This is a genomic window from Ruminococcus sp. RTP21198st1_G1_RTP21198_201120 (genome assembly GCF_040924265.1).
Classification (GTDB): domain Bacteria; phylum Bacillota; class Clostridia; order Oscillospirales; family Ruminococcaceae; genus Hominimerdicola; species Hominimerdicola aceti.
Genome location: NZ_JBCOMH010000002.1, coordinates 74592 through 90954, shown reverse-complemented (window position 1 = coordinate 90954; position 16363 = coordinate 74592). Strand labels below are relative to the sequence as shown.

At 44.0% G+C, this 16363-nt stretch carries 14 protein-coding genes; 12 read left to right on the top strand and 2 right to left on the bottom strand.

Features of this window, described 5'->3' with window-relative positions:
- Nucleotides 1-375: 375 nt before the first annotated feature.
- Both AB5627_RS01830 and AB5627_RS01825 read right to left on the bottom strand, forming a co-directional pair.
- Entirely contained in the window at nucleotides 376-1083 is a 708-nt protein-coding gene (locus AB5627_RS01830) for a 2-C-methyl-D-erythritol 4-phosphate cytidylyltransferase (RefSeq protein WP_022286724.1), read from the bottom strand.
- Nucleotides 1084-1155: 72 nt separating this feature from the next.
- Nucleotides 1156-2301, bottom strand: a complete 1146-nt coding sequence (locus tag AB5627_RS01825; RefSeq protein ID WP_022286725.1) for a ribose-phosphate pyrophosphokinase — start codon at nucleotides 2299-2301, stop codon at nucleotides 1156-1158.
- Nucleotides 2302-2636: 335 nt separating this feature from the next.
- On the opposite strand from AB5627_RS01825, the gene murD reads away from it, so the two are divergent.
- Genes murD through AB5627_RS01765 form a run of 12 tightly spaced genes read left to right on the top strand, consistent with a single transcriptional unit; the run spans nucleotide 2637 to nucleotide 16360 of the window.
- Entirely contained in the window at nucleotides 2637-4028 is a 1392-nt protein-coding gene (murD, locus tag AB5627_RS01820; RefSeq protein WP_301543789.1) for a UDP-N-acetylmuramoyl-L-alanine--D-glutamate ligase, read from the top strand.
- A 26-nt stretch (nucleotides 4029-4054) separates the two neighbouring features.
- Nucleotides 4055-5071 (top strand): M42 family peptidase, encoded by a 1017-nt coding sequence (locus tag AB5627_RS01815; protein WP_368369637.1) that lies wholly within the window; start codon nucleotides 4055-4057, stop codon nucleotides 5069-5071.
- Nucleotides 5072-5077: 6 nt separating this feature from the next.
- Nucleotides 5078-6097 (top strand): M42 family metallopeptidase, encoded by a 1020-nt coding sequence (locus tag AB5627_RS01810; RefSeq protein WP_368369636.1) that lies wholly within the window; start codon nucleotides 5078-5080, stop codon nucleotides 6095-6097.
- The gene (locus tag AB5627_RS01805; RefSeq protein ID WP_117856374.1) at nucleotides 6094-6870 is read left to right on the top strand and encodes a hypothetical protein; all 777 of its coding nucleotides are present in this window, start codon (nucleotides 6094-6096) and stop codon (nucleotides 6868-6870) included. Before AB5627_RS01810 ends, AB5627_RS01805 begins: the two co-directional genes overlap by 4 nt.
- On the top strand, nucleotides 6863-8134 hold the full coding sequence (locus tag AB5627_RS01800; protein ID WP_022286730.1) for a methionine gamma-lyase family protein: 1272 nt from the start codon (nucleotides 6863-6865) through the stop codon (nucleotides 8132-8134). Before AB5627_RS01805 ends, AB5627_RS01800 begins: the two co-directional genes overlap by 8 nt.
- 27 nt (nucleotides 8135-8161) lie before the next feature.
- Nucleotides 8162-9121 (top strand): HPr(Ser) kinase/phosphatase, encoded by a 960-nt coding sequence (gene hprK / locus AB5627_RS01795; RefSeq protein WP_022286731.1) that lies wholly within the window; start codon nucleotides 8162-8164, stop codon nucleotides 9119-9121.
- 40 nt (nucleotides 9122-9161) lie between these two features.
- Nucleotides 9162-9884, top strand: coding sequence for a phosphatase (locus AB5627_RS01790; RefSeq protein WP_022286732.1), 723 nt, complete (start codon nucleotides 9162-9164; stop codon nucleotides 9882-9884).
- 45 nt (nucleotides 9885-9929) lie between these two features.
- Nucleotides 9930-10844, top strand: coding sequence for a UDP-N-acetylmuramate dehydrogenase (gene murB / locus AB5627_RS01785; RefSeq protein WP_022286733.1), 915 nt, complete (start codon nucleotides 9930-9932; stop codon nucleotides 10842-10844).
- A gap of 60 nt (nucleotides 10845-10904) precedes the next feature.
- Nucleotides 10905-11762 carry an RNase adapter RapZ gene (gene rapZ, locus AB5627_RS01780; protein WP_022286734.1) on the top strand — a complete coding sequence of 286 codons (858 nt, stop codon included), beginning with the start codon at nucleotides 10905-10907 and terminating at the stop codon, nucleotides 11760-11762.
- Between the two features lie 13 nt (nucleotides 11763-11775).
- Nucleotides 11776-12717, top strand: coding sequence for a DNA-binding protein WhiA (gene whiA, locus AB5627_RS01775; RefSeq protein WP_022286735.1), 942 nt, complete (start codon nucleotides 11776-11778; stop codon nucleotides 12715-12717).
- A gap of 2 nt (nucleotides 12718-12719) precedes the next feature.
- Nucleotides 12720-16190, top strand: a complete 3471-nt coding sequence (locus AB5627_RS01770; protein ID WP_022286736.1) for a DNA polymerase III subunit alpha — start codon at nucleotides 12720-12722, stop codon at nucleotides 16188-16190.
- A gap of 2 nt (nucleotides 16191-16192) precedes the next feature.
- Nucleotides 16193-16360, top strand: coding sequence for a hypothetical protein (locus AB5627_RS01765; RefSeq protein WP_022286737.1), 168 nt, complete (start codon nucleotides 16193-16195; stop codon nucleotides 16358-16360).
- Nucleotides 16361-16363: the final 3 nt, after the last annotated feature.

Genomic DNA, 16363 nt, shown 5'->3' with positions numbered 1-16363 from the left:
AACGCACCACCATTCGGGCTGATGACATTTCGCTCTTGTCATCATAGAGAAGTCTGCATGATCTATTCTCACGAGGTTAGTAGCTACTAACCACATTTATTTTACCACGCGCGAAGCCGTATGTCAATCTTAGTTAGGCATATCTAATATATTTTATAGGTATGCACAAAAGGTGTACTGCCTGCAGGCATGGCTATTGACTTTTTGAACAACAGATAAGCTTTGCGAAACTTTTCGTTTGTTATTATTGACAAGCTTTGTGAGAATATTCGTTTTGGACGTGATCTTATTTATGCTGAAAACAGCACAAAGCATGGTAGGGTATAGAAAAAAGCGGTGCAGAGATTGTTCTCCAACACCGCCTTGATTTATTTCTCATTTCTCATTTAACTCTGCAAGTGCATTCGCCATTTTTAAATCGCTATCTGTGGTTATCTTGAAATTCAATGCGTCCCCGACGACAAGGTATATATCCTCATTACAAGCTGTAAACACAGAACAAGTGTCCGTCAGCTTTTTATTTTGCTCCTCGCTAAGCGAATAATAATTCCTTCTCAGATCCCCAAGTCTGAAAGTTTGCGGAGTTTGCGCCTGATAAAGCTCGCTTCTGTTAAGCGTTTCCCTGACCTTTTCACCGTCAGATCTTATTATGGTATCAGCCGCAGGCATATAAGTTCCGCAGGCGGAATGTTCCCTCATCGCCTCGATATTGTCCTTTATTATTTTCTCCGTCACAAATGGTCTTACAGCGTCATGGGTGAGTATTATGTCCCCCTCATTCTCACCATGTTCAGCGACTATTGCCTCAGCTATGTTCATTACAGTGCCGTTTCTGTCAGGTCCGCCGTCTATGACTCTTATACGCTCTTTGTCTATCCCGAAGCGTTCAAAAAGCTCGTTAGTGTATTCGTGCCAGTCAGGTTTTATGCCTACATAAACCATATCTATCTCTTCCACTGCAAGAAACGCTCTCACTGTTCTGACGATAACAGGCACTCCGCCTATCTCTATAAACTGCTTTGGTATAACCGCACTTTTTACCCTAGAGCCACAGCCTCCTGCAACTATCCCTGCAAATATCATTTTATCTTCTCCTCATATAAAAAAAAGTTCGGGACAGCCGTCCGCCCCGAACTTTATCGTTGTGTATTGAATTTACTTTATGCCGTATTTTTTCAGCAGAGCTTCGATCTTTGTGTGTGGGTCGATGACCTGTGAGATAGACTTGTCATGATTGAGTGATGCAATGAAGTAAGCAATGTACTTAGAGCAGTCTACCTCGTAGAACCATGGGCTTGAAAGCAGCTCAGGAGTTCTGTATGTGAGGTTCGTACCGAATACGCCGTCGATGATGCCGTCAGCATAAGCCTTGTTGAATGACTCAAGACCGTTTGTGAAAATAGGATAAGTAGCATAGCAGTAGATCTTGTTAGCCTTGCGCTTTTTAAGCTCTACAGCGATATCCAGCATAGACTCGCCTGATGAGATGATGTCGTCAGCAATGAAAACGTCCTTGCCGGCAACGTCATTACCCATATACTCGTGAGCAACGATAGGGTTTCTTCCGTCGATGATAGTTGAATAATCTCTTCTCTTATAGAACATACCGAGGTTTACGCCCAGAACAGAAGCGTAGTACATATTTCTGTTGATAGCGCCCTCGTCAGGAGAGATTATCATGAAGTGATCTTTGTCAGGTCTGAAATCTGAAAGGTTTTTAAACATTGCCTTGAGAACCTGATAGGAAGGGATTATGTTGTCAAGACCCATGAGCGGAACAGCGTTCTGTACTCTTGGATCGTGAGCGTCAAAAGTAAGGATATTTGAAACGCCCATAGACTGAAGCTCCTGAAGAGCAACTGCACAGTCAAGAGATTCTCTGTAGTTTCTTCTGTGCTGTCTGCCGCCGTAAAGGGAAGGCATGATGATGTTTATTCTGTGAGCCTTACCGCCTGCAGCCTGAATTATTCTTTTAAGATCCTGATAATGATCGTCAGGTGACATACAGTTTTCCCTGCCGAAATAGTTGTATGTGCAGCTATAGTTTCCTACGTCGCAGAGAATGAAAAGATCGTCGCCTCTGATAGATGACTTGATAAGGCCCTTGCCGTCGCCGGAAGAAAATCTAGGACAAACAGCCTCAACAAGGAAAGTATCCTTAACAAATTCGTTTTCATTAGCCCATTTTGTAAGATAACCATCTACCTTCTTGCCAAGCTCGGAAGCGCCTGCCATAGCAATAAGACCAAGCGGTGCAACTCTTGAGTCATTGTCGAACAATACATTGTCAGCATTACCCATTATTATCATATCCTCCAATACTAATTGTTGTCTGACCTTAGGTCAGTACGAAACATACCAATATACATATATTATACTTTATAAATCCCGATTTTACAATAGCTTTTTTGCAAATAATAAATTTTTCTCACTTTTCACAAAAAACACACTGTTACTGCGGCACATTTAGACACAAAAATCAAGTAAACGTTTGCTAACTGCACGACAGGTAAACTTTTTTTGCATATATAAAAAAGTCCTTGCGTTTTTGGATAAAATGATATATAATAAAATAGAATAGGTATGTGTGCAGTATATTGCACACAACTGACAGAATTATTGAAGGAGTTAATGATATGACAAAAGCACAAAGATATTTCATGGAAATAAAAGATAAGAGAGTAGCGTTCATAGGCACGGGCGTAAGTCATCTGGAGCTTATAAAGCTTTTTCTCTCAAAGGGCATAAGATGCGTTGTCTGCGACAAAAAGACAGAGGACGAATTTGATGAGCTTATCTATGAGGAGCTTTCCGCAAAGGGCTGTGAGTTCTCATTGGGCGAGCATTATCTTGATATCATCTTCAACTGCGATATAGTTTTCAGAACACCTGGTATGTACTATAATGATGAAACTATCACAAAGGCAAGAAAAGCAGGCGTTGCCATTACATCAGAAATGGAAACTTTCTTTGACCTCTGCCCATGCAAGATATACGGTGTAACAGGTTCAGACGGAAAGACTACTACTACTACCCTTATCAGCGAAATGCTCAAAGCCGAGGGCAAGCGTGTCCATATCGGTGGAAATATCGGCAAGGCTCTTCTGCCTATAGTTGAAACAATGTCAGACAGCGATGTTGCAGTGGTTGAGCTTTCAAGCTTCCAGCTTATCTCAATGAGACAGTCGCCAAACGTTGCCGCAATCACAAACATCACTCCAAACCACCTGAACGTTCACGGAACAATGGAGGAGTATATCGGTGCAAAGGCCAACCTTATCGCTCATCAGAACGGATACTCAAGAACTGTTCTCAACGAAGATAACGAGGAAACCATAAAGCTTGCAGACCTCGTAAGAGGAAAGCTTGTCACATTCTCTCTAAAGCACCCTGTTCAGACAGGCGCATATCTTAATGACGACGGTATGCTTTGCTACACGGAAAAGGGCAGAACTACAGAGATAGTGCACAAGGACGATATAAGGATACCTGGTATCCACAACGTTGCGAACTATCTCACAGCTATCGCCGCAGTATGGGGCGAGGTATCTATCCAGAGCATAGTTCAGGTAGCAAAGAACTTCGGTGGCGTTGAGCATAGAATTGAATTTGTAAGAGAGATAGACGGTGTTAAGTGGTATAACGATTCTATCGCAACAAGCCCTACAAGAGTTATCGCAGGACTTAATTCATTTAATCAGAAGCTTATTGTTATCGCAGGCGGCTATGACAAGAAGATACCTTTTGAGCCTCTTGCAGAGCCTGTGAACAAGAACGTAAAGATACTCATTCTTCTTGGTGCGACAGCAGACAAGATAGAAAAGGCTGTTACAGAAAGCCCGCTCTATCCTGAAAGCGGTCTTAAGATAGTGAGAGTAAAGACACTTGAAGAAGCTGTCATTACTGCTCAGAAAATGGCTGAAAAGGGCGATGTTGTCACACTTTCACCAGCCTGTGCAAGCTTTGACCTCTATCCTAACTTTGAGGCAAGAGGCAGACATTTCAAGCGACTTGTGAACGAACTCTAATTTTATAAAAAGCAGGGATATGTATTATGGATACATTTGAGATACTGTCACAGCTTTGCTCTGCGGCAGGTGTATCGGGAGCGGAAGGCTCAGCGGCTGAGGCTGCGGCAAAGCTCCTTGAAAAGTATGGCGAAGTCACCTTGGATAACGCTCTTGGCAGTGTTATCTGCAAGGTTGGAAGCTGGGAGGACGGCAAGCCTGTTATGCTTCTTGACGCCCATATAGACGAGATAGGCATGATAGTCACATACATCACAGAGGACGGCTTTTTAAAAATATCAGGCTGCGGTGGCCTTGATACAAGGCTTCTTTTGGCTCAGCAGGTAACAGTTTACGGCAAAGAAAAGCTCACGGGCATCGTGACTTCAACTCCGCCTCACCTTGAAAAAGACAGCTCTGTCGCACCTGACCTTGACAGCGTTTTCATAGATATAGGTTTCACGAGCCGTGAAAATGCAGCAAAGTATGTTTCCCTTGGTGACAGAGTGCTTATAGAAAACAAAGCTGAAAGGCTCGCAGGAAGCCGTGTGACATCTAAAGCAATTGACGACAGGTCAGGCTGTACGGCTATCCTAAAGACTTTGGAGCTACTCGGTGGTCAGCAGACAGCTTATAATATCGCAGTGTGCTTTTCAACTCAGGAAGAAGTTGGCGAGCGTGGTGCAAAAACAACAGCATATGATATCAGTGCAGACTATGCAATAGTGGTGGACGTTTCCTTTGCTAGGACTCATTATGAGAGCGAGGAAGAGTGCGGCATAATGGGCAAGGGAGCGATGATAGGCATTGCTCCGTCCCTTTCACGAGAGATGTCAGATGGCTTTATTAGCCTAGCTGAGGAAAAGGGCATACCATATCAGCTTGAGGTCATGAGCGGAAAAACAGGCACGAATGCTGACGCTATCGGCGTGAGCGGAAGCGGAACAAAAGCCGTTACCATATCAATTCCAGAAAAGCATATGCACACGCCTGTTGAGATAGTGGATATAAATGATATTGATAATACGGCTCTGCTTATTGCAGAATATCTGAAAAGAGTGTAGATATTTATGTTGGATAAACTGAAAGACCTCTGCCTCCTTGACGGCATTTCAGGCGACGAGGGAGCGGTAAGAGAATATATAATAGACAAAATAGGCGATAAAGCTGAAATAAGGGTGGATAACCTTGGCAATGTCATAGCTTTCTGTAAGGGCAAAAAGACGCCTAAAAACAAGATAATGGTGTCTGCTCATATGGACGAGGTTGGCATGATAGTCACCTATGTGAACGCTGACGGCACACTGAAAGTGTCATCAGTTGGCGGTGTTGACCCGAGAGTTGTTTTCGGCAGACGTGTCAAAATCGGCAGGAATAACGTCCTTGGCGTTGTGGGCGGAAAGGCTATCCATAACCTCACAGCCGAGGAGAGAAAAAAGTCTGTGCCTTTTGATAAGCTCACCATAGATATAGGTGTTGACAGCCGTGAGGAAGCCTTAAAGCTTGTGCGCCTTGGGGACGGTGTGAGATTTGTTTCCGATTTTGTAGAGTTCGGCGAGGGCTTCGTGAAGTGCAAGGCTATAGACGACAGAGCAGGCTGTGCAATAATGCTCAGAATGATAGAAGAGGGCGTGGAGTATGACACATATTTCACCTTCGTGGTGCAGGAAGAGATAGGTTTGCGTGGCTCGACCTGTGCGGCGTTCACTGTTGCGCCTGATTATGCAGTGGTGCTTGAATCCACAACTGCGGCGGATATTCCATCGGCTTCTGGAGAGAAAAGAGTATGTGAGCTTGGAAAAGGTCCTGTGGTATCTTATATGGACAGACACACAATGTATGACCGTGAGCTTTTTGAGCTTGCATTTTCTGCGGCAGAAGAAAAATGTCTGCCGTGCCAGACCAAAACAATGGTGGCAGGAGGAAATGATGCAGGTGCGATACACGTTTCCCGTGGTGGCGTAAAGACAGCCGCAGTGTCGCTCCCTTGCAGATATCTTCATTCTCCAAGCTGCGTGATAAATAAGGCGGACTTTGAGAACGCTTATGTTCTTACAAAATTGATCTTGGATAGGACTTATAACAAATGATCTATGAAACCAAAGAGATCAGCTCAGAACTGCTGAGCGGTCTTAAACCTAACAATTATACAAGGCGTATAAAGTCGCACTTTGCGGCATACGGCACAGGGTATGATTTTCTGCATTTCTATGCCGTTGAGGAAAGCGGAGAAAAGCTTGGTATCATATCAGTATTCAACGCCTCTATGATGATATCGACTTTCAAGGATAAGAGATTTGACGATAAGGTATTGGGCGAGCTTGCAGGGTTCATTCTTATGAATAAGCCTGCCGCAGTGGAGTTCGAGGCGGAGTATTCAGATAAGCTTGCAGAACTCACTAAGGCAGAGTATAAGGGCGACAAGCGGACGGAGTTCAGCTTTGTTGCGAAAAACGATATCCCGCCCCTTGACGTGAACGAGCTTCCAAAACTCGATGATGTTTTCAGGATACTTGCACCATGCTTTCCTGCCATAAAAAATTCCTATGAGCTGTGGCTTACGGATACTTCCCACAGAGTAAGAAGAGGACTTTCACAGTCATTCCTGCTGGGTGATTACACCACCGCCACCATACAGTATATCATAGATGGAGTGGCACTTGTGGGACACGTTGGCACTATACCCGAGGAGCGTGGAAAATTCCATGCAAGACAGCTTTTGTATTGGATAGGTGAAAAGCTCACACAGGACGGTTTTCAGGTCAGATTATTTGCAAGACCCCATAGAGTGAGCTATTATGAGGAGATAGGCTTTAAAGCCTGCGGAATAGATCTTGTATTGGAGAGAATTGAAAATGAATGAATGTATATTTGATATAGACCCAAAGCTTTTATCTCTTGCCGCCGAGGCAGAGAATGAGTGCAGGGAGATGTTTGAGAAAATAGACAGCAACGCCGAGTATAACGGACAGAAAGTGCTGAAAGCTTTTATCGACAATCGTGTAAGCGAGGGCTGTCTTAAAGGCACAACAGGTTACGGATACGGCGACATGGGCAGAGATACTATAGACAAGGTGTTCGCTCAGGCGCTTGGCGGCGAGGACGCTTTGGTAAGACACACTTTTGTGAACGGCACTCATGCACTGTCAACAGCGCTTTTCGGAGTGCTTAGAAGCGGAGACACAATGCTTGCCTGCACTGGAAAGCCATATGATACTCTTGAGGAGATAATCGGTATCAGAGGCGAAAAGGGCAACGGCTCACTTATTGATTTCGGTGTAAAGTATGAGCAGGTAGACTTGGTGGACGAGATGTACCCTGATTATGACGAGATAGCAAAGAAAGCCGTTGGCGCAAAGATAGCCTATATCCAGCGTTCAAGAGGTTATTCTCTCAGACCGTCACTGACAGTGGAGATAATCGGAAAGATAGCAGAAACAGCAAAGAAAGCTAATCCTGATATAATCGTCATGGTGGATAACTGTTACGGTGAGTTTGTTGAAAGAAAAGAGCCACTGAGCGTTGGTGCAGATATCATAATAGGCTCGCTTATAAAAAATCCAGGCGGTGGAATTGCTTCTACAGGCGGATATATCTGCGGCAGAGCAGACCTTGTGGAAAAGTGTGCCGACAGGCTCACCTGCGTTGGCATGGGCAAGGAAGTTGGTTGTTCACTTAATCAGAACAGAGAAATGCTCCTTGGCTTTTTCTTAGCACCGCAGGTGGTTGCTTCTGCTCTTAAAACTTCCGTTTTCGCCTGCCGTTTCTTTGAAAAGCTTGGCTATAAGACTCTCCCTGAAAGTGGCGAAACAAGAACTGATATAATCGCATCTATTCTTCTTGAAAACGAGGAAAACCTCGTGGCTTTCTGTCAGGGAATACAGAAAGGCTCGCCGGTTGACAGCTATGTTACTCCAGAGGCATGGGATATGCCGGGTTATGACAGCAAGGTTATAATGGCGGCAGGAGCATTCACAATGGGTGCGTCCATAGAGCTTTCAGCAGACGCTCCTATAAGAACGCCGTTTGCCGCATGGCTGCAGGGCGGTATCACATACCCAACAGGCAAAGCAGGCGTTATGCTTGCCGCACAGGAGATGTATAACAAAGGTTTACTTAGAATATAAAATTTGACTGGAAAGGAATGATATTCAATGGCAGAGATATTCAGCGTTACTGTCGAGGAGATAATCAAACAGCTTAATATGGAGATAATCTATGCTCCTGAGAACATCAGCAGCCTTGTTGTTACTGAGAATGATTGTAACAGACCTGGACTTCAGCTTATGGGATTTTATGAGTATTTCAATGCAGAGCGTGTTCAGATATGCGGAAATATGGAGTTTGCTTATCTTGCTTCACTTGACGAGAAAACAAGATATGAGAGGATAGACGCACTTTTTGCTACAAAGATACCGCTTTTTATCGTGGCAAGAGGTCATGAACTTTATCCTGAAATGGTTGAGATAGCCAAGAAATACGGCGTGCCTATCGCAAGAACGCAGGACAGCACAACAGCATTTATCGCCGCACTTATCGGCTATTTGAACGTTGAACTTGCTCCAAGAATAACACGCCACGGCGTTCTTATCGAAGTATACGGCGAGGGAATCCTTATCGTGGGAGAGAGTGGTGTTGGTAAGAGCGAGACCGCTATCGAGCTTGTAAAGAGAGGTCATAGACTTGTGGCTGACGATGCCGTTGAGATAAGAAAGACATCAAACAGAACGCTTGTCGGCTCTTCACCTGATAATATCCGTCACTTCCTCGAACTGAGAGGTATCGGTATCATCAATACAAGACGTCTGTTCGGTATGGGTGCTGTAAAGGTAAGCGAGAAGATAGACCTTATCGTAGAACTTGAGCCTTGGGACAGCACAAAGATATACGACAGAATGGGCGTAGACAACGAGTATACTACTATCCTCGGTATAAAAATACCTAGCCTTACCATTCCTATAAAGCCGGGCAGAAACCTTGCTGTTATCCTTGAAGTTGCTGCAATGAACAACCGTCAGAAGAAAATGGGTTATAACGCTGCTGCTGAACTTTTGCAGAATCTTGGTCTGCAAATGGACAAGAAAGACAAGGTCAAGAACTGGGATAATTTCTAAAAACACGCATATACTTTTTTTTAATAGGAGATAGATCATAATGCACTTACAGGGAGATATGCACACGCACACTATAGCTTCAACTCATGCTTACTCCACCATAACAGAGAACTGCCAGTGGGCTGAAAAATACGGAATGAAAGGCATAGCGATGACAGACCATGCCATGAAAATGCCCGACTCGCCACATATCTGGCATTTTGTCAATCTTGGCATACTGCCGAGAAAGATAAACGGGATAACCATCCTCAGAGGTATCGAAGCCAACGTCATAAGCGATGAAGGAGAGCTTGATACTGACGAAAAGCTGCTTTCAGGACTTGAATGGGTGGTGGCGTCTATGCACAGTGCCTGCTATACTCCCTCGACACCTGAGAACCACACTAAAAGCTGGCTGAAAGTCGCGCAGAACCCTCAGGTGGATGTCATAGGTCACTGCACCACCGCACCTTTTATGTTCGATTATGAAAAGGGCGTAAAGGCGTTCAAAGAGTATGGCAAGCTTGTGGAGATAAACGAAAGCTCATTTGCGTGCAAAAGGTCGCCCAGAAGAAATGTAGTGGAGCTTTTGAAGCTTTGCAAAAAGTATGAAGTGCCTGTGGTCTTTGATTCAGACTGCCATTTCTGTCAGCTTATCGGTCAAACACCGAAAGTGGCAAAGATAGCGGAGGAACTTGATTTTCCTGAGAAGCTTATCATGAACAGTGATTGGGAAAAGATAAGGGAATATGTTCTTGCGAAAAGACCAAACCTCGATATTTAAAACAATGAAAGGAGAAGCCCTCACAAGGGCGTTTTACAGATATATATGAATACACAAAAGCTGCTTGATCTTGCCTCAGAGCTTGAATGTAATGTTGTCTACAACGAGCCGCTTTCAAAGCATACCACATTCCGCACAGGCGGAGCGTGCACTGCAATGGTGGATATAAGCTCAGAGGAAAGCCTTGCAAAACTTGTTAGAGCCGCACACGAATGGAACGTAAGATATATTGTTGTTGGAAATGGCTCAAATCTTTTATTTGACGATAAGGGCTATGAGGGAGTGGTGTTCCTCATGGGTCAGTCAGTGGACGAGATAAAAATGATGAACGAAAACACCATATACGCCGAGGCTGGGTGCAGCCTTATAAAGCTGTGCAGATTCGCTCTTGAGCATAACCTCACAGGACTTGAGTTTGCCTATGGCATACCGGGAACTGTGGGCGGTGCTATATATATGAACGCAGGTGCTTATGACGGTGAGATTAAAAACGTTATAACCTCTGCGAACTCCGTGAGGGCAGACGGTACTGTACATACTACAGAGGCAAATAAAATGGCTCTCAGCTATCGCAGTAGTTGCTATCAGAAAAACGGCGAAGTCATAACCTCAGGAGTGTTCAGACTTGAGGCAGGAGCGTATGACGATATTCAGGACAAAATGGTGGAGCTTATGGGCAGACGCCGTTCAAAACAGCCACTTGAATATCCAAGTGCAGGCTCGACCTTTAAAAGACCTGAGGGACAGTTTGCAGGAAAGCTCATTGAGGACTGTGGTCTGAGGGGATACACAGTGGGAGGAGCACAGGTGTCTGAAAAGCACTGCGGTTTTGTGGTGAACAAGGGTGGTGCAACAACTGAGGATATTATGTCGGTGATAAGACACGTTCAGCACATTGTCAAAGAGCAGACAGGCTATCTTCTTGAATGTGAGGTAAAGATAATACCTTACAAGGAATAATTTAAATAGGGATCAATAAGTGATGATTTTTTTCAGCTTTGTAAGAAAGGAATGAACGTTATGCAGTTTGTGATAATTACTGGTATGTCAGGATCGGGAAAATCAAGTGCCGTGAATGTGCTTGAAGATATAGGATATTACTGCGTTGATAATATGCCGCCTGAGCTTATCCCAAAGTTTGCAAACATATGCAGTCAGTCTGACGGAAAAATAGACAAGGTAGCGTTTGTTGTTGATATAAGAGGCGGCGATCTTTTTCTGAAGCTTCAAGACACAGTAAAGCAGCTTCAGGGCGAGGACGTGAGTCTTAAAATACTTTTCCTTGACAGTTCAGATGACGTTATCGTGAGAAGATACAAGGAAACAAGAAGAAAGCACCCTCTTGACGAGGTGTCATATGGAAACATAAGAAAAGCTATTGAAACTGAGCGTGAGATATTAAGACCTATAAAAGCACAGGCTGATTTTTATATAGACACGTCAAGAAGCTCAACAGCTCAATTTAAGGAAAGGCTTTATTCCATATTCCTTGGAAACAACGAGTTTATGCATATTGATGTTCAGTCGTTCGGGTTCAAGTTCGGTGCAATGAGCGAGGGCGACCTTGTATTTGACGTAAGGTGTCTGCCTAATCCGTTTTATGTACCTGAGCTTAAGAACAAAACAGGTCTTGACAAGGACGTTTATGATTATGTTTTGAGCTTTGACGAAGCCAAAGTGCTTCTAGGCAAGCTAACAGATCTTATCGACTATCTCATACCTCTTTACGAAAAAGAGGGCAAGTCACAGCTTGTTATAGCGTTCGGCTGTACGGGCGGAAAGCATAGGAGCGTTACCTTTGCAGAAGCAGTTGCGGAGCATCTGAGAAAGCAAGGTCACAGGATAAGAATAACACACAGAGATATAAATAATCAGTAAGGCGGTTTGAAAGTTGGAGGACGTATCCTTTTCATACAGAGCAAAAGAAGAAATAATCAGCAAGATAAATTCAAAGCCAAAGGCTGACGTGTGCATGATGGGTATGCTCACGTACTGTAACTGCCTGTCAGATGATGAGATATCTTTTCTCACTGAAAACAAAGCGGTAGCAGACTTTTTTGTGTTGAACACTGGCAGGATAACCGGTAATGAAAACGCAGTGTTAGTCACAGAGCAGAAAAAGCGAAACGGCGTTGTGCTTTATGCTTTGGATATTCCTGCGCGTGAGGACAGGCTCATGCTTCTTGACTATTTCAGAATGGATAAGAGCAGGCGTTTGGAAGAAGCTGACCTGCCTAAAGAGAAGTTTTATCCACAGCTTGTGGCTGGTATATTTCTTGCCTGCGGTTCGGTGAACAATCCTGAGAAAAAATATCATATGGAGTTCGTTATGCCAACGATAGAGCTTTGCAATGATTTTGGTATGCTGCTTATAGATAATTACGATATCACTCCAAAGCACGTTGAACGTAAGAACGCACAGATAGTTTACATAAAAGAGTCTGAGAATATCATAGATATGCTTACTCTTATGGGTGCGCCTATGTGTTCGCTTGAACTTATGAACGTAAAAATGATGAAAGATATGCGCAACAAGATAAACCGAGCGGTGAACTGCGATAACGCCAATATAGAGAAGTCGCTGAAAGCAGCGGAAAAGCAGATAAGCGATATCGAACTTATAGACGAGACAGTGGGGCTTTATTCTCTTCCTGATAATTTGCAGGAGATAGCTGAGCTTAGATATAATAACCCTGACTTCAATCTTAAAGATCTTGGTGCAGCCATAGATCCTCCTATCTCACGTTCGGGGGCAAACCACAGATTGCAGAAGATAGCAGAGATAGCTGACAGGATAAGAGTTGAAAAAGGTCTTGCACTGAAAGAGGAATAAAAATGCCTGAGTTTGTACATCTACATCTTCATAGTGAATATTCGCTCCTTGACGGCGCCTGCCGTATCAAGGAGCTTGTTTTGCGTGTAAAGGAGCTTGGACAGAAAGCAGTTGCGGTCACAGACCATGGAAATATGTTTGCGGCAGTGGAGTTTTACAACGAATGTCTTGCTCAGGGCATAAAGCCTATAATAGGCTGTGAGGTGTATGTTGCACCAAGAACACGATTTGACAAGCTAGCGAAGATAGACAGTTCGCCTTACCACCTTGTGCTTCTGTGTGAAAACAACGAGGGTTATCAAAATCTTATAAAGCTTGTGTCGGCGGCATATACAGAGGGCTTTTACAGCAAACCGAGAGTAGATGTTGAATTGCTTGAAAAATACCACAAGGGGCTTATCTGCTTGTCGGCTTGTCTTGCGGGTGAGATACCTAGAAAGCTGACAAATGGCGATTATGAGGCTGCAAAGCAGACTGCTCTTAAATATCGTGATATATTTGGCAGGGATAATTACTTTATAGAGCTTCAAAATCATAAGTTTGCAGACCAGCAGAGAATATTGCCTATGCTTATAAAGCTTTCACGAGAAACAGGAATACCGATGGTCTGCACTAATGACGCACACTATCTCAGACGTTCAGACGCTAATGCGCAACGTGTGCTAATGTGTATCTCAACAGGCACGACACTAGACGACCCAAGCAGGCTTGAATTTCCGACAAACGAGTTTTATGTAAAGTCAGCAGAAGAAATGGCGGAGCTTTTTCCTTCTCAGCCTGAGTCGCTGGAGAATACAGTAAAGATAGCTGACAGATGTAATGTAAGCTTTGAGTTTGGCAAAACAAAGCTTCCGTATTTTCATATAGACGGTGTTTCAGATAATGAAAAGTTTCTTCGTGATATGTGCATGAAAGGGCTTTATAAACGTTATGAAAATCCTACAAAAGAGGCTTTGAAACGTGTTGACTATGAGCTTGACGTCATAACGAGAATGGGATATACTGACTATTATCTTATAGTATGGGATTTCGTGCATTATGCAAAGACCCACGGTATACCTGTTGGTTGCGGACGTGGTTCAGGTGCAGGAAGTCTGTGTGCTTATTGTATTGGTATAACAGGCATTGACCCGCTGAAATATGATCTGCTCTTTGAGCGTTTTCTCAATCCAGAAAGAGTTTCCATGCCTGACTTTGATATAGATTTCTGCATGGAAGGCAGACAGCGTGTTATTGATTACGTTGTGGAGAAATACGGCTCTGACCATGTGGCGCAGATTGCGACCTTTGGCACACTTGCGGCAAAGCAGGCAGTGAGAGATGTGGCAAGGGCAATGGGTCTGCCTTATCAGACCGGAGATATGCTTGCAAAGAAAATACCAAGAGGTCAGCCACTTAAATATTCCATAGAGAATATACCTGAGCTTAGTTCCCTTTATAAGACTGATATGAAGGTACGACAACTTCTTGATATTGCCATGAGCGTCGAGGGTATGCCACGAAACGTGTCCACCCACGCAGCAGGCGTTGTTATCACAAAAGAGCCGGTTGACTTTTACGTTCCTCTCTATTCTCGTGACGGACAAGTTTCCACACAGTATACAATGACAGTGCTTGAACGATTGGGACTTCTTAAAATTGATTTTCTCGGACTCCGTAACCTTACCATTATAGACCACTGCCGAAAGCAGGTGATAGAAACTCACCCTGATTTTGACTTGGAGAAGATACCTCTTGATGACAAAAAGGTATATGAAATGCTGTCACAGGGCAAAACGGAGGGCGTTTTCCAGTTTGAAAGTGCGGGAATGACCGCAACTGTCATGAAGCTTCGCCCTGAAAGATTAGAGGACCTTATCGCTGTTATCTCTCTTTACCGCCCAGGACCTATGGACTCGATCCCAACATATATCCGAAACCGCCATGAACCTGACAGGATAGTGTATAAGCACCCATTGCTCAAAGGCATACTTGAAGTGACATACGGCTGTATAGTTTATCAGGAGCAGGTAATGCAGATATTCCGCACACTCGCAGGATATTCATACGGCAGAGCGGATATCGTAAGGAGAGCAATGGCTAAAAAGAAAGCGGCTGTTTTGGAAAACGAGCGAAAAGCGTTTATCTACGGTGAGAAAGGGCAGTGCTGTGGTGCAGTGGCAAACGGTGTGCCCGCTAATGTTGCCAATGAGATATTTGACGAAATGACCTCTTTTGCAAGCTATGCCTTTAACAAATCCCATGCGGCGGCTTATGCAACTATCGCATATCAGACAGCGTATTTAAAATGTCATTTCTATAAAGAATACATGGCGGCACTTATGACTATCACGCTTCTTGACAGCACCGATAAGCTTTACGGTTATATTGCAGACGTGAGCAAAAACGGTGTGAAGATATTGCCACTTGATATAAATAAGAGCGAAAGCGGTTTTGTGGCAGAGCCTGAGGGAATACGCTTTGCACTTCTTGCGGTTAAGTCGCTTGGTGAGGGGGCTATCGACAGGATAGTTTCTGAGCGTAAATCAGGTGGAGCGTTCCGTTCGCTTCAAGACTTTTGTACACGAGTTTCGGGCAGAGATATCCACCTGAGAACAGTGGAAGCACTTATAAAGAGTGGAGCTTTTGATGGTTTTGGATACACCAGACGTGAACATCTCAATGCTTGTGAGGACATAATGAAAAGCGTAACTCGGTCAGACGGAAATGTGATTGAGGGTCAACTTGACTTGTTTGGCATGGGTGCTGCTTTGCCAATGGAAAAGAAGATAGAACGTTGCGGCGAGTTTGACGAACAGCAGCTTCTTGAATTTGAGCATGAAGCTCTTGGTATGTATATATCAGCCCACCCTATAGACCGCTTTGAGTGTGTGATTTCAGCCGCAAGGTGCGTAACCTCTGCACAGCTCATAAAAGCCTGTACAGACGAGGGCGGAATGGCTGATAAACGTTTCGCTGATGGGGCGGAAGTAGACTATGCAGGAATGGTCAGGGGCAGAAAAATGCTAAAGACCAAAAAAGGCGATATGATGTGTTTTGTGGAGCTTGAAGACAAGTTCGGAACATTAGAGATAGTGGTTTTTCCGTCAGTTTTTCAAACTATGGGAGGCCTTATAAAAGACAGAGCGCTTCTGCACGTCAAAGGCAAGATATCATGCAAAGAGGAAGAAGAACCTAAGATACTTGCGGATATGCTCGAGCCTGTCGATAGATTTTGCTCATTACAGCTTCAAAGGGATATTTGCGTAAGGCTTGTTTCAAGAGATGCAGAGGGCATAAAGGCTGTTAGAACTATAGCCGAGAAATACAGAGCACAGACTGGTTCAAAATTTGCGGTATTTTTCAGCGATATACGCAAAATGACAGGCATAAAGTCTGTTCATGCTGTGAAAATGTGTCCTGAACTGCTTGTCAAACTTGAAAACAGACTGGGTGCTGAAAACGTGGTATTTATGGACAGAAAAGGAGAATAAAAATGGAGCCAAGAACATATAAGGTAACAAAAATTGACGGCGATTATGCACATCTTCTCAATGTGGACACAGGCGAAGATCTTCTTATGGCAAGAGCGCTTTTGCCTGACGAAACAGACGAGGGAACAATGCTTCATTGGGAAAATTTCATTTATACGGTAATAGAATAAGTG